The sequence below is a fragment of the Nitrospira sp. genome, assembly GCA_005116745.1.
Taxonomy (GTDB): domain Bacteria; phylum Nitrospirota; class Nitrospiria; order Nitrospirales; family Nitrospiraceae; genus Nitrospira_D.
Genome location: SWDS01000001.1, coordinates 53493 through 67921, shown reverse-complemented (window position 1 = coordinate 67921; position 14429 = coordinate 53493). Strand labels below are relative to the sequence as shown.

At 56.4% G+C, this 14429-nt stretch carries 13 protein-coding genes and 1 pseudogene; all 14 read right to left on the bottom strand.

Features of this window, described 5'->3' with window-relative positions; translation table 11 throughout:
• Window positions 1-12: 12 nt before the first annotated feature.
• The 14 genes and pseudogenes from E8D52_00355 to E8D52_00290 all read right to left on the bottom strand — a co-directional run bounded on the left by E8D52_00355 (window position 13) and on the right by E8D52_00290 (window position 14384).
• Complete coding sequence (locus E8D52_00355; GenBank protein TKB70585.1) at window positions 13-1302, bottom strand: MFS transporter; 1290 nt, start codon at window positions 1300-1302, stop codon at window positions 13-15.
• Complete coding sequence (locus E8D52_00350) at window positions 1302-2426, bottom strand: BON domain-containing protein (GenBank protein TKB70584.1); 1125 nt, start codon at window positions 2424-2426, stop codon at window positions 1302-1304. Before E8D52_00350 ends, E8D52_00355 begins: the two co-directional genes overlap by 1 nt.
• A 113-nt stretch (window positions 2427-2539) precedes the next feature.
• Window positions 2540-3880: an MFS transporter gene (locus E8D52_00345; protein TKB70583.1), complete on the bottom strand. Its 1341-nt coding sequence runs from the start codon at window positions 3878-3880 to the stop codon at window positions 2540-2542.
• Between the two features lies 1 nt (window position 3881).
• Window positions 3882-4967, bottom strand: coding sequence for a glycosyltransferase family 4 protein (locus E8D52_00340; protein TKB70582.1), 1086 nt, complete (start codon window positions 4965-4967; stop codon window positions 3882-3884).
• A 473-nt stretch (window positions 4968-5440) separates the two neighbouring features.
• Entirely contained in the window at window positions 5441-6679 is a 1239-nt protein-coding gene (locus E8D52_00335) for a hypothetical protein (protein TKB70581.1), read from the bottom strand.
• A 50-nt stretch (window positions 6680-6729) separates the two neighbouring features.
• Entirely contained in the window at window positions 6730-7653 is a 924-nt protein-coding gene (locus tag E8D52_00330) for a hypothetical protein (GenBank protein ID TKB70580.1), read from the bottom strand.
• A 555-nt stretch (window positions 7654-8208) separates the two neighbouring features.
• Window positions 8209-10929, bottom strand: a complete 2721-nt coding sequence (locus tag E8D52_00325) for a cation-translocating P-type ATPase (GenBank protein ID TKB70916.1) — start codon at window positions 10927-10929, stop codon at window positions 8209-8211.
• A 221-nt stretch (window positions 10930-11150) separates the two neighbouring features.
• The gene (locus tag E8D52_00320) at window positions 11151-11588 is read right to left on the bottom strand and encodes a hypothetical protein (GenBank protein TKB70579.1); all 438 of its coding nucleotides are present in this window, start codon (window positions 11586-11588) and stop codon (window positions 11151-11153) included.
• On the bottom strand, window positions 11585-12166 hold the full coding sequence (locus E8D52_00315; protein ID TKB70578.1) for a hypothetical protein: 582 nt from the start codon (window positions 12164-12166) through the stop codon (window positions 11585-11587). Before E8D52_00315 ends, E8D52_00320 begins: the two co-directional genes overlap by 4 nt.
• 109 nt (window positions 12167-12275) lie before the next feature.
• The gene (locus E8D52_00310; GenBank protein TKB70577.1) at window positions 12276-12551 is read right to left on the bottom strand and encodes a hypothetical protein; all 276 of its coding nucleotides are present in this window, start codon (window positions 12549-12551) and stop codon (window positions 12276-12278) included.
• A gap of 130 nt (window positions 12552-12681) precedes the next feature.
• A complete protein-coding gene (locus E8D52_00305) occupies window positions 12682-13056 on the bottom strand; it encodes a hypothetical protein (GenBank protein ID TKB70576.1) in 375 nt (124 codons plus the stop codon).
• Window positions 13057-13080: 24 nt separating this feature from the next.
• A pseudogene (locus tag E8D52_00300) lies at window positions 13081-13503 on the bottom strand (DUF3995 domain-containing protein).
• A complete protein-coding gene (locus tag E8D52_00295; GenBank protein ID TKB70575.1) occupies window positions 13500-13943 on the bottom strand; it encodes an isoprenylcysteine carboxylmethyltransferase family protein in 444 nt (147 codons plus the stop codon). The pseudogene E8D52_00300 and the gene E8D52_00295 overlap by 4 nt, the downstream one beginning before the upstream one ends.
• Window positions 13944-14033: 90 nt before the next feature.
• Complete coding sequence (locus E8D52_00290) at window positions 14034-14384, bottom strand: hypothetical protein (GenBank protein ID TKB70915.1); 351 nt, start codon at window positions 14382-14384, stop codon at window positions 14034-14036.
• Window positions 14385-14429 lie beyond the last annotated feature (45 nt).

Below are 14429 nucleotides of genomic sequence, written 5' to 3'. Positions count from 1 at the left end.
GAACTGCTTCCTTTAGGTGTTCGCACTCACTCGACTCATCCGTGTGGCAACCAAGCCCGTCAGCATGAAAACAAGTGCGATCCCGAGGATGCTGGTTTCAGGGCCCTGTTGCTCCGTCATCCATCCAAAGGCGGAGATTCCTCCAATGGCAGCAGTCATGGCTCCGGTTCCATACAACCCTAAGACTCGACCGATCATTTGACTGGGTACAATTTCTTGAATAATGCCCCAGGCAATCGGCGTAAAGGCACCCATGCCGCACCCGATGAGTCCCATAAAGAAGGCGGCTAGATAGGGATCAACGGTCCAGGCGAATGCACACAGGGCGGCACCGCTCAATACGCTGGCGCCCATAATCAGGCGCATGCGATCCTTGACCGTCCAATCCGTTACCCACAGAAGTCCGATTGATGTCACCAGTAAGCCGACGCCAAGCGCCGACCAGAGATAGCCGACCTCAACCGGGCCCAGCCCAAGCAATTTCCTCGCAAACACCGGGAGCAATGCGGTCCACGCACTGGTGCCGAACGTATAGAGCGCGGCGGTGCCAGTCAAAAGCAAGAGTCCCGGTTGAGTCACGAGGCCATACCGTATCCCCTCCACCAAATCCTGTAACATGGTTGGTTGTGTCACCTGAGACGGAGGATGGGTGGGCGACTTGGTAAAACGAACCAGTGCCAGACACCCAGCCGAAATCAGATAGGTTGCCGCATTGATACAGAGCACTTCTTGCGATCCGTAAGCGGCAATCCCCAATCCACTGAGCGCCGGACCAAAGATAATCCCGAGGCTGGTAGTCCCTTGGAGCAGGGCATTGGCAGCGGTGAACTTCGTTTTGGGTACGAACTCCGGTATCGCAGCGGTCAACGCTGGACCAAATACCGCCGTGGAAATGGCATGGAGGAACACCAAGACGTACAACACCGAGACAGTAAAGGATTCCACTGGGATCAGACAGGGAATCAACCCGAGGAGCACCGCACGCAGGATATCGCTGGTGATCAGCAGAACCTTCTTCGGAAATCGATCGACATACACGCCAATGAGAGGGCCAAGGACAATGGGAGGAATCGTCTGCAACAACCCAATGATAGAGGTCTTTAGCGGAGAGCCGGTGACGGCATAGACAAACCATAGCAGGGCAAGCTTCGAAACCCCGTCACCGATCTGAGAGATCAGCTGTCCGGACCACACGAGTCCGAAATCACGGGTCAGGAGGAGTGGCCGATTCTCAACCAAGCCGATATTTGCTTGCTCAGCTGTGGTGGGAGCACCAGCCAATGAGCCGGAGCGGCCCTGCATCAGCTCTCACCCTCCAACCGTATCTTCTCGGTGTTCACAGCTCGAACACCTGGCACTTGACGAGCCGTCTCGGCAGCTTCGAGTGCGATCACCTGAAAACGTACGGTTCCGTTGAGCAGGACAACACCGTCCTCGGTCTTCACCTCGAAGTTTGCCGCTTTCAAGGTGGCGCTCTTGGCGAAGCGTTCTTTAATGAGCGTCGTCAGGATTTCATCCTGTTTTTTCAACAACGACTTTGCCAAGTCCTTGTCCAGAATAATTTTATTGGTGACGGTCTTCACGCCATGAATGGTCTGTGCAACTTCCGTTGCAGCAGCCTTTTCCTCTTCACTCACCACACGCCCGCTCAGGGTAATCGTTTGCTGATCATCCTCCACCTCAATCTCGTAGTGGAAGAGCCGTGAATCTCCCATCAGGGCAAGCTTGACGGACAAGATCAGCGAGCCAAGCGCTTTCTTGGGCGCCTCTTTCTCCTTCACTGGCTCTTTCTCCTTGACCGACTCCTTCTCTTTGGCCAGCTCCTTCTCTTTCACCGACTCTTTCTCTTTGGCTGGATCTTTTTCTTTGAGCGGCTGTTTCTCTTTGGCCGGATGCTTTTCCTTGGCCGGTTGCTTCTCCTTGACCGGCTCCTTCTCTTTCACCGACTCTTTCTCCTGTGCTGGCTCCTTCTCTTTGGCTGACTCCTTCTCCTGAACCGATTCCTTCTCTTTGGCTGACTCTCTCTCTTTCATCTCCGGTTCAGGCAGCCCATCAGCTTTGATGGGAGGAACGAGCTGTGATGGCATTTTATGTTCAGATGATGGCTTGTGCGGTGCCGGCTGACTGTCGGTATCGGCTGGGTGGTGCTGCGGACGCGGCACTGGCTTCTCCGGCGTGGCTTCTTTGTGCTCGGTCGACGTGTCCACCTTCGGCGCAGGAGCAGGCTGCGGCTTCGTGTCCGTCGCACCGTCTTTTTCTTGTGTTTCAGAGAACGCTGAACCCACACCTATCGGCACCAGTATCAACACATTCAGACACAGAACGATCAGCGCTCTCGACGATGTGATCATCGCGCGAGTCCTCCTCGTGAATAACACTCCTGAGATTTTCTCAGTCATTGTAACTCGCTCATGCTGCTCTGTCATCTGCGCGCAGGTGAGAGAGCCCCCTCTCGTCAGGGAACTGCTCCGATTGACGCGCCTCCGGTTGAGCCGGAGGCGTCTGTCTTGTCGTTCAACCAGGCCGTGAAGTCCGGTTTCTATGATTGGGCAGTGCTTGGTTGCGAGGTAAAGGAGCTGGATGAAGAACCGGCCAATCCCCGGGAGTGTGCTTTATAAAAACTGAATAACCACGCGGTCGCAGCCGTCAGAAGAAGAATGAGACTGATCCCTCCTAAACTGGCGGCAGGACCGATGTGATCAGCCGCCCATCCAAAACCAGCCATTCCAGCCATTGAAGAGGCCATCCCCCCCGTTGCGAAGCTCGTAAAGACTCGCCCGAGGAGATGCTCCGGCGTCAATTCTTGGAGCATCGTCCATACCAAGGGCGTAAACATGGCGGTGCTTCCCCCAATCACCGCAATCAAGACTCCGGCAGCGATGGGAGTATCGAAGAAACCAAGTGCGGCAACAGCAATGCCGCCGACCGCCAAGGCGCCGGACATGAATCGCAGACGCCAAGGTACGTCGCCCTGCGCAATCGATGTCAAACCGAGAGACGCGAGCACCATCCCGGCCCCCAATGCCGACCACAGCCATCCAAGCTGGATGGGCCCCACGCCAAGCACCTCTTTCGCAAAGACCGGCAGGAGAAAGATGAAGGCACTGATGCCGACACTATAAAGGGTAGCCGTCAACATGAGAAGTGTGACGGTCTTCTGTTCGACGAACACGAAGCGGAAACCCACCATCAAATCGCTGGCGATGCCTTCCGTCAACCCTTTGCGTGCAACACCAAGACGGTCGATCCTTTCATGCACCCGAATGGGGAACAGGCAAAGCGCAGAGATAAAAAACGTAGCCGCATCGACATAGAGCACGTTTTGCGCTCCGATGAGCGCAATCCCAAGGCCGCTGACGGCAGGACCCACAAGAAGCCCTACGTTGGTCGTCGTCTGCAGCAAGGCATTGGCGGCAATCAGCCGCTCTTTGGGCACAATAAAAGGAACCGCCGAGGTCAATGCCGGCCCGAAAACCGTGGAAAATAGTGCTGTGGCAAATACAAGGATGTACAGCCGATCAAGCGACAAGGCGTCCATTGCAAAGAGCACCGGGATCAGGAGCACCATCAGGGTTCGGAGAAGATCCACGCCGATCATCACCGGCTTCTTTCGAACGCGATCCAGATAGACACCAATGAGTGGCCCAAACAGCAGGGGAGGTAGTGTTTGGAGCAGTCCAACTACCGCCATCTTGAGCGCCGAGCCGGTTAGGTCATATACGAACCAGAGCAACGCGACCTTATTAAGACTGTCACCGATCTGAGAGACCGTCTGGCCGGCGAACAAAAAACCGAAGTCTCTCGTTTTGACCAACTCCCAGCCTCGAGCACGGCTCGGAGTGGAACCAGTCCCTTGTGAATGCGTACGTACGTCTGACATGTTAGCCTCGTCCAAGGATCTTGTGCGGTTCGGCAGCGAAGGCGTGTGCGGCTTGCGCGGATCCGTCTTCGAGAAGACGCTCATATAAGGCCACGTAATCCCGTGCCATCCGCTCCGCCGTAAACCGATCGTCAAAGGCCGCCCGACAGTGCTGTCGATCAATAGAGGAGACCTGCCCAACCGCGTCCACCATTTCGGAGACCGTCTCGCAAATGAAGCCGGTGACGCCGTGATTGATGATCTCAGGAATCGATCCGCGTCGATACGCTAACACCGGAGTTCCACAGGCCAAGGCCTCGATCAGCACCAACCCGAAAGGCTCCGGCCAATCGTAAGGACACACCAACGCCATCGCATTGCCCAGAAAGTCGTCTTTCTCAGCATCGGAGATCTCTCCAACGAACTCAATCAGTGGATGGTTGAGCAACGGTTCAATCTCAGCTTCGAAGTAGTTCTGGTCGGCCGGATCGACCTTTGCCGCAATCCGCAAGGGAAGGCCAGTGCGTTTGGCGATTTCGATCGCGTGGTCCGGACGTTTTTCAGGGGAGATCCGCCCCAGAAAAGCCAGATACCCTTGCGCCTGAGGATGAAACGTATAGAGATTTCGAGGAAGACCATGGTGGATAGTCGCCGCCCAGTTGGCCCACGGTAGCGGTTTGCGCTGGGCATCTGAAATGGACACCAAGGGCATTTCTGGGAACTCACGAAAGACGGGTACCAATTCGGGAAGATCTTGACGACCGTGCAAGGTCGTCACAACCGGAATGCTGTTCCTCCGTGCCAACGGGAATCCGATGAAATCCAGGTGTGAATGAATAATGTCAAAGCCCTTCGCCGCGCCAAGGCCCCGTTCCTGAAGCATCATCATCGGAGCGTCTCGGTTGAAGATGCCGGTGTTCAACCGGAGGGCCTGGGGGCAGATCGCTTCAAGCCGCGCGGTTGTTTCTGAGTCGCCGCTGGCAAACAGCGTGACGTCATGTCCCTGGGCAACCAACTCTTCCGTAATATACGAAACAATTCGTTCCGTACCCCCATACAGCTTGGGCGGGACGCTTTCCCACAATGGAGACACTTGTGCGATTCTCATGAGCCTTCCTTTCTTCCTCTGGTACGCAACTGTATTCGGTTAGTCATCTGCTTGTATATGATTTCGTTATTTATAAGGGCCAGTTCGGACTGTGATCGTCGAATCATCGGCTCAAGGTTACATGCCAGAGTCTCGATCGGACACGTGAGCTGTTGGTGTTGCTGCTTTGTCCGTCATTCATAAGCGACATGCTACTCACCACAGCTTCTCGGGCTCAACGGACAAAACTTCTCGGAGTAAGCCGGAATATGTCCAGCCCCGGACGCTTGACTGAACACTGAAGCTCATGTTGACGCCCATCGGAAAATGAAGCCCCCCACAGCTGACTGGACGTGATCTAGGCGTTTTACCAGCAACGAACATCGATATCACCTCACGGACGGGACACGGGGAACACATCCCCTCCTGTCTCGATTTCGATAGGTCCATGCCCACCGAACGATGCGCAGGAAAGGCGTTTCTCGCGGAACACCCTACTGGCCAATCCGCGCTGCCTTGACGATTTTTTCGCCTCTAATCTGCTCCAGGAATCGATCGGGTGGGACTGCCGGTGGAACGATCCGTACTTCCTGCCAGCCTTCACTGACGGCTCCCTTGTGACCTTGTATTTCATAAACCCATTTGTCGATGCTTTCTTGACTGGTGCCATCACTGAAAGTCACCCAGAAGAGAAACGGCATCTGCTGCTGAGTCGCCTGGAGGCTGTCAGCCATTTTCAAGAGCCGCTCAGGGCTTGGATCGACAGCTTTCGATGCACTCGCAACTGCCGTCTGCAACTTAGTCTTCAGCACCTGGTTATAGTCTTCCAAGCTGACGACTTCTTTGGAGAGCCGATGATTGTCCGCTGTAAGATTCTGGATAGCAGCTTCCAACTGCTCCTGCTCGACCCGCCCTCGGCTCGCCATCTGGCGTGTCTGGCGATCTGTCTCGCGACCGACCGTTTCCAGCCGCTTTTCGATCTCCTCCCGGACAGTCAGCACATTGGACTCGAAGGACTCCTGCGTCGACGACAGCTTGACCAAGGCCTGCTGCAGCTGCACCACGCCTTTCTGTTGAAACCCGAGCGCGTCATCAACCTTCGCTTGCATCCGTGCCAGCTCATCCAGCTGTTGCTCAAATTTTGCCATGTCAACGGCCGGAGCCGGCGAAAGAGTTGCTGTTTGAACAACCGGAGATGGCGTAGTACGATCCGATGTCCTTCCGGTCGTGATACGGTCAGCGACCAACCCAACGACAGCAATTGCCAATAGCGCTTGCGTGAAGGCAACCGTTCGCATTCCATAGGCCAGTGCCGGTTCCGGACGGCGGGCGACCACTCTATCGGTAACATCAGCAATGCTCTTCCAGGCGCGGCTCCAGAAACTTGGCGCAGGAGTGAACAACGCACTGAGCGTTCCCCCTTGTGCCAGGTTGTGAACAGAGAGCTCGACGGTATCAGCGGAAAGCCTGACACGGTCCGTTCGATATCCACACTCGGGAGCCGTGAGCCCCCCTAAGAGCGTTCCGTCTTCGGCGCGAAGCTGTACCGTCTCGATGTGATCGACGCACTGGACTTGCAACATTGCACCGATCCCTGCGCCTTCAAGCTCCCCAACACGCCGCTCATTGACATAGACCTGTATAGGATCCGACCAGCTACGAATCTCGGGCCGGCTGTTCAATGATTCAAGGAGTTGAGATCGATACGCGTCCAATTCCTCTTCGTGACCCATAAGAACCTCCTCACCTTCCTACTGCATCTACGCGCCTACTAGGCGCTCCCCTACGGTCGCACCTGCAATTCCAAACGCGGCTTTTCGCCGGTCAAAGATCCGCTGGATCCCAGCCCCCAGGCCGTTTGCATGCAATCGAGGCAGAGTGCCAGGTGCCAAATTCGATAATCGCAGCCATATCCCTGCGTGAACATGTCTCCCCATTGAGACCGTGAGAGACAAGGATAATGATCCGGCTCACTTTTTCGGTAGTGCGACTGAGCGACTCGGATCAGTCGCTCGGCCTCGCCGTTGAATCGCTGTCGATGTCGCTGCTGCTGTTGCCCAAGCTCGGCCAGCTCAGCCTTCGTGAGGCCCACCTCATCCATCGTGCGCTGCCAGCCGCTCTCACGCCACCGTCGAAAATTCTTGTAGATACGCTGGCTTTCCAACCCATTGAGTCCGGTCACCGCAATCACGTCCCCTGCGCCCCATCCATAGGAATGATGATAGAGCGCGATCAGCGCGTCACGACTAACGACCGCCCTCGCGACGAGCCCATCGAGATATCGACCGAGCGGCCGCAGCAAGTCGGGGTGATAACAAAATGGTTCCGGCTTGCTGTGCTGTTTGGCTACCAAGGAGTCGAATAGAAACAAGGGCCGACATGGGACTTCACTGCGTCCACAGACTAGAAACCGTTCAAGATATTCAGAGCCCCAGCGCAACGCAAACTTTTCATGTTCGATGTCGTCGCTCCATTGGCCGGTCTCCCGTAAGAACCGCTTCGTATAACCCGTGGCCCGATCCAACAAAACCGGTAAGGCCTGCGAGACGACGTGATCGAACTCATCCGATGTCGAGACCACCTCTTCAAGGCGGTTCACCGTTGCCATACGATCAGCCATCACGTGGCCCTTACTGAGCGTATTGTGCATTCTCGTCACGGCCATTGTGCCTCCATCGACACCGGAGAGCATTGGACAAATACCCACACTGGCTCCCTCGTTTTGTCCATTGCTCCGATCCTCGCGCTCCTGGTACAAAGCTTCCGTTTACGGTTTTCCCAAGTGGAACTGGACTAGCCGAACGGTAATCCAACCATTCAACGTTCTATAACCCCTCTCGCTGCTCACGAGGAGCAGACTTCTTACCCAACTGCGTGATCGTGCCCCTTAGCCTTCGTCCGAGTGTCATCACCGACGAAAAAACCTGGCCATCACAGGCCCTACTTCCAATGTTATGGGAACCCAACTCTGAGGCCGTATCATCCAGATTAGTTGTCGTGACACTTTCATCATCTACGTATGCAAGAGAATGCATTGCAGGAACACCAGAAAGCTTTTGAATGACTATTTCTGAATACCGATAGTCTCTGGGAGCAGGCAGGACAGGACCCAACCGTCGGAGACATAGCTATTCCACACTCCATATAATAATTAACCAGAATGGGGTGAGTAATTGCTAGTGCCCTGCCAGTTGATACTGGTCCAGTGGATCACCCACAAAAGAGGGGTTGTATCTACCGTGGAAGGCCCTCGCTGGGGCATTCATTGATCGCCTTGTGCCTTCTGAAGCCCGGCGCTTGCTCGTCGTTGAAACCACTTGACCGCCTCGACAATGGCCAACGGGAGAAGCGCCATAGCCACCATCAGTTCCCAATCTTCAATCGGGAGCGACGCGACCTTGAAGATAGGCTCCATGAACGGAATCGTTAGAATACCGACTTGTAAGGCAACAGATACCACCACAGCCCAGATGAGGGCATGGTTGGTCGTCACACCCATCTGGAATAGCGACCAGCGATCGCTCCGGCAATTGAAGACATGCACCAGCTGCGCGGCGACCATCACGGTAAAGGCCACGGTCCGTGCCTGCTCAATCGGTTGTTTCCACATAAATAGGCTACACCAGAACGCGCCTAGGGCGATGACCGACAACATCAACCCCTCGCCGGCGATGGCCCACAACCGCCCACCGTCCAATAAGCGGGCCTGGGCCTGTCGCGGCGGCTGCCGCATCAAATCCGGCGCCTTCGGATCGACTGCCAACGCAAGAGCAGGAAAGCCGTCCGTCACGAGATTCATCCACAGAATGTGAATCGGCAGGAGCGGAAGCGGCAGGCCAAAGAGCGTCGCGAACAGCATGACAAGCACTTCGCTGACGTTGCACGACAGGAGAAAATGTACCGTTTTCCGGATGTTGTCGAATACCCCTCGGCCTTCTTCCACCGCTGCGGCGATCGAAGCAAAGTTATCGTCGGTAACGACCATATCGGCCGCTTCCTTCGTCACATCCGTGCCGGCGATGCCCATGGCCACTCCGATATCGGCAGCCTTGATGGCGGGCGCGTCGTTCACTCCGTCGCCCGTCATAGCGACAACGGCCCCGTTCCGCTTCCAGGCCTCGACGATCCGGAGCTTGTGCTCCGCCGACACACGGGCGTACACACTCACGCACTCGACCCGTTGCGTCAACTGCTCGTCGGACAAGCCATCCAGCTCTGCCCCGGACAACGCCACCCCCTCATCGCGATGCAGGCCTAATTCACGCGCAATCGCGATCGCGGTCTCCTTATGATCGCCAGTGATCATGGCAGTACGGATACCCGCATCCCGACAGAGGCGCACCGCCTCTGTCGCTTCGGGCCGCAAGGGATCCTTCATCGCGAGGAGGCCGAGAAAGACCAGATCGCGCTCAACTTCTTCATCTGAACTTGCCGGTTGCCCAATGGGCTTATACGCAACACCTAGTACGCGGAGGGCTTGTTGAGCCAACGAGGCGTTGGCTTCGCTGATCAGCTGCCGATGCGCTTCGTCCAGGGCCTCAGTCCGACCCTCCAGCGTGACGCGTCCAGTGCAACGGTTCAGCAGGACATCAGGCGCTCCTTTGCAGTACGCCACAGGGCCTTGCTCCGTTCGGCGGACGATCGTCATCATCTTCCGCTCAGCATCGAACGGCACTTCGCGTACGAACGGTGCCCGGCGCTCCAGCTCATCTTTCGTCAGACCAGCCTTCGCCGCTGCCACGAGCAGTGCCCCTTCGGTCGGATCACCGATGATTTGCCAGACTCCGTTCTCCTGTCGCAATGCCGCCCCATTGCAGAGAACCGACGTAGTGAGCAGATGATGAATGCCTGCTGGAAGGGGTGAGGGTGCATGACTGACGGGCAAGGGGCGGATCTCTCCAGATGGTTCATACCCCTCGCCAGTCACTTCGAAGTGGACGTTGTCCATGATCACGTGCGTCACGGTCATCTCATTCTTCGTCAAGGTGCCGGTCTTGTCGGTACAAATCACGGTGGCAGAACCCAGTGTTTCGACTGCGGGGAGTTTGCGAATCAGCGCATGTCGTTTGGCCATCCTGGTTACGCCCAAGGCCAGCGTAATCGTGACGACAGCAGGAAGGCCTTCTGGTACGGCTGCGACGGCGAGGCTCACCGAAGTAAGAAACATCTCGACCAACGGCTCCCCGCGGAGATATCCGAGAGTGAACACCACCGTGACGACGCCGAGCGCCAGCCACAGAAGTGTCTGGCCGAATTGTTCCAGCCTCCGCTGCAACGGTGTTTCAGCACGCTCCGCTTCGGCAGCCTTCTGAATCATGGCCGCAATCCGACCTAATTCCGTGCCGAGTCCTGTCGCCACCACCAGCCCGCGGGCTTTACCCGAAACCGCGACGGTACCCATGAAGACCATGTTGTGTTGATCGGCGAGCGGCACCTCGGCGGTATCGAGTCGCTCTGCCTGCTTGTACACGGGTGTCGATTCGCCGGTGAGTGACGCTTCTTGAGCTTGGAAATTCGTCGTATAGAACAGGCGTGAATCCGCAGGAATGCGGTCACCCGCTTCGAGGGCGATCACATCTCCTGTGACCAGTTCCCGTGCCGGAATGGACTGCAACGCACCGCCACGAATGACGCGGGCCATCGCGACTGACATCTTGCGCAGTGCCGCCAACGATCGCTCGGCTCGAAATTCCTGCACAAACCCCAGCACACCATTGAGAAACACGATGGCCAGAATCGCCACCGCATCGATCCAGTCTTCCAGCAACCCGGACACAATGGCCGCCCCGATCAGCACCCACACGATGAGGCTTGAGAACTGCGAGAGAAAGAGCTTCAGCAGCGAGGGAGGAGGAGCCTCAGGCAGTTCGTTGGGACCTTCTTGCGCTTGCCGGCGTGTCGCTTCATCGGCATTCAGACCAACGCTGAGGTCTGTCTGAAGTTCACCAGCCAGAGCTTCTGTCGGTTTGGCATACCAAGCCATTGCGCTCTTCGTCCCACTGGGGCCTATGATTTCTTTTCCATCCATACCAGCGTCCCTCTCGCTAGGACTATTCACAGCAGGGTGCATGCCATGCATAGCATTCGACTATCTGACGTCCTTACGCTGTTCACTGTGGCGTTATGCCACGTCAGCAAAGGGCCATGGTGGTCAAATGCAACACAAAGAAGGTGGGAGTACTTGGAGGAGTGGTTGGTTGCTGGTTACCCGTTGAAGAGAAGCCAGAGCCCCAGGACGTAGACGACGATCATCAACAGGCTATCCGGCTCAATCAGCCTGAACCGTCGCTCCGCCCGGTACATGATCCCCATCAACCCGATGTTCATCATAATGATCGCCCACAAAGCCGTGAGCGCATGCGTTGAACTCACGGTGCTCAATAACCCTCCCCCGCGATAGGCGAGATCCGCAAAGAAGAACGCCGCCATGTTGAAGGCATTACTGCCGAACAGATTGCCGACCGCCAGATCGAACGCGCCCAATCGAACGGCGGAAATCGAGACGACCAGCTCAGGCAACGAAGTGGTGATGGCAACCAGTGACGTTCCGATAAAAGTGGCGGTCATGCCGCTTTCTTCTGCGATCCGCTCAGCCGACCAGGCCAACACCGGCGCCGCGACCAGCAAGACGAGGGCGCCTATGGAGAACCCTCTGACGGCATAACGGAGGGCATCACGTCGACTCCCGCGGAGCCTGGCTCCTCAGCCAGACCCTCCACGACGGCTTTGTGTTCGAGTTGACGGCGCGCCATGTCCTCTTGCCGAAACACCAGCCTCATCCCTAACACATAGAGGATCAGGAGTATCACACTCTCAAAGCCTACGCCGAAATGGACAACCTCGACCCGTAACAGCACGAAAAACGCCGCGAGGGCCGTCAACACCATGGCAAGGGTCGCCGCCAACGTATGCCCCAAGGCCGCCTGCTGCCATACCCGCTTCTGACGGTACAGAAGGTCGATAAGCCCAAGCGTCAGCATATTACTCATCCCGGCCCCAAAGAGGTTGCCGGCCGCCAGGTCCGGAGCATCGATCCAGCCAGCGCTCATCGTGGTAAAGACTTCCGGCAGGGACGTGGCGGCGGCCATCAACACGACGCCAATCCACAGCCGCCCCAAGCCGGTCAGTTCGGCAATCTGATCACCATAGCGTGAGAGTTTCGTCCCTGCGAAGACAATCGCGCCGGCGGAGACGACGAAGAAAAGCCACGGAAGGAACATGCTCGTGTCTCCGGGTGGGGCCAGAGCAAAAGAAAGCAGACCGCAAGCGGGGGATACGCCAAACCAGCGGGACAGCGACAGTCAGGTCACCTTCCTGCCTGAGGCCCGCTCACCATTGATTGTGGAAAAAGAGGAAGTATCCGATCGCGACGACAATGGCTTGCAACAGGATTAACCAACGCATGAGGCCCCATTTGGTTCCCGCTGTGGCTTCCTTCATTCTCATCATCGCTTGTATAGAGGGGTCTGCGAAGATATAGGTCGCGACTACTTCCCTGGCGTCCTCCCGACTCATGTTTCCCTCAAGCTGAACCAGATCGACCGCTTTATTGCGCTCGCCTTGCAACAGCGCCTCCAATGCCTTCTGGGGAAGATCGTATGCCACTTTTTCCTCCTTCGTCGTCGTGGGGGAGAGTCTAGCAGAATCTATCGGCTCACGTCTTCCTGATTTCCGCAGTGACCTGAGTGAGACGTATGGGTGCCGAGGCCTAGATTCTCCCCTGTCCAGTTCCTCTCTAATACGTGTGTGCAGCCCAAATCCCACACACCTCACACTCAATGAGGCCTCGAAGAGGAGGCGGAATGTCAGGTGTGATGAAAAGGGTGCGGCGAACCGGACACTTCCCTGCCACATCGAGCAGGCGATCTCGATTTTGTTCAGACCGCTCCCCCTGGAGTTCGACCTCGTACTCAAAGGCGACCGCCCCTCGACGGCTACAGTCCTGCATTACTCTCGTCGTCATGCCAGTCTGCACCGCCTCAAGCAGGCCATGAGGATGAAAGCCCGACTCGCTGCCTCCCTTCTCTCGCGTGGTATCCAAGAGAGAGGAGTGCGCTCCGCTCGTGAGCTGCGTCTGACACCAAACCGATTCGCTTGTAGCTTCGACCATCTCAGAACCTCCCTGACTGTGCGATTATGACGTGAACCCAACGATGGACGAACCAATGGCTAACAGAAGACAGAGCGGGGAGTACACCGCCGTATCCAAACGAGCAAACCGAGTCCCTCGGATCCGTTTGAAGAATCCCACCAGTCAGAAATCTCCAATCGCACGCAGGAGCAGCACTGCAGCCAATGCCTGGGTCAGCCATACCAGCCACGTATGTGACACCGGGAGGTGAATGAGATCAGCGGTCGCGCCGAGCAATACGGCACACAGCGCCAACGCAACCGCCACGATGAATGTGGCGACGGCCGACGGCTGAAACATCGGTTTGCCATCCACTTCCGGAATGGCAGCCTCACATCCTATACGGCCTCCCAACAGCCAATAGACATGCCAGAGTGAGAGCGTAAGAATTACGGCAATCAGTGGGAACGCAAGAATGGTCGTCACAGCCACCGGCGAACTTCCTTCGAATAGGTGAGATACCGCTCGCCAAATGATTCACGCAATCTCTGCTCCTCGCGTGGGATGTGAAAGAAGTTGAAGGTCATGAATGTGAACGGTACGGCCACGTACATGGACGCTGTACCGACCCACAGGGCGAGGCCGAGTAACGACACGAGCACTCCAACATACATGGGGTTGCGCGAGAATCGAAAGGGGCCGTCGCACACCAGTTGAGAGGCTTCTTGACCAACAAAGAGAGTGGTCCCACGAAACGTGAAGAGCATGCGGGCCCATATCATGAATGTAAAACCGGCTACCACGAGTATGCCTCCGATGAGCGGCATGCAGAGAACCTCAGGCCAAGGACCGAGGCGGGAATGGATGAGCCCTGCTGCCATGGCAATGAGCATGGCCACGAAAGGAGGCTGAAGGAGGAGGGGCATAGTGGATGGCTAACGACCTAATCAGCGGCTCCATCATAGCTTGGATTCATCGCCACAACCACATACTCACGCTGGCACACGCGGCATGGCTTAGAACACCATGGCATGATCGCAAAGATACCGACCATTGTGATGAACCAAAACCATTTCCGCCACAAACTCGCCCTTGGCTTTGGTAAAGCGCTGTTTCCAGATGATGGCTGCCGACTCAGGCCGCTTGAACACAGCAACCGGCTGACGTTCAGCGAAGAATCCCTTCTCTGCCTGGTATTGCTGACACACCTTCTGAAGATGCTCTTTGGTCACGATTGCTTTCATCCGATCACTGAAATCCCTGACATGCGCCTCGTAATCGATCCGGGTAGAAGCCTCCATCAGATTGTCTATGATCGGTGTTGTGATCTCGAGAATGTCTGTGTCCGACAGATCCTCACAATTTATACCGCCTCCCTGACAGGCCAACACTCTGGTTCAGCAGCAACCCGC

Excerpts from the sequence above, each read along its gene's own strand:
- E8D52_00350 (TKB70584.1), bottom strand. The coding sequence starts at position 2,426 with ATGACAGAGCAGCATGAGCGAGTTACAATGACTGAGAAAATCTCAGGA.
- E8D52_00355 (TKB70585.1), bottom strand. The coding sequence starts at position 1,302 with ATGCAGGGCCGCTCCGGCTCATTGGCTGGTGCTCCCACCACAGCTGAG.
- E8D52_00345 (TKB70583.1), bottom strand. The coding sequence starts at position 3,880 with ATGTCAGACGTACGTACGCATTCACAAGGGACTGGTTCCACTCCGAGC.
- E8D52_00325 (TKB70916.1), bottom strand. The coding sequence starts at position 10,929 with ATGGCTTGGTATGCCAAACCGACAGAAGCTCTGGCTGGTGAACTTCAG.
- E8D52_00305 (TKB70576.1), bottom strand. The coding sequence starts at position 13,056 with ATGGTCGAAGCTACAAGCGAATCGGTTTGGTGTCAGACGCAGCTCACG.
- E8D52_00315 (TKB70578.1), bottom strand. The coding sequence starts at position 12,166 with ATGTTCCTTCCGTGGCTTTTCTTCGTCGTCTCCGCCGGCGCGATTGTC.
- E8D52_00335 (TKB70581.1), bottom strand. The coding sequence starts at position 6,679 with ATGGGTCACGAAGAGGAATTGGACGCGTATCGATCTCAACTCCTTGAA.
- E8D52_00295 (TKB70575.1), bottom strand. The coding sequence starts at position 13,943 with ATGCCCCTCCTCCTTCAGCCTCCTTTCGTGGCCATGCTCATTGCCATG.
- E8D52_00340 (TKB70582.1), bottom strand. The coding sequence starts at position 4,967 with ATGAGAATCGCACAAGTGTCTCCATTGTGGGAAAGCGTCCCGCCCAAG.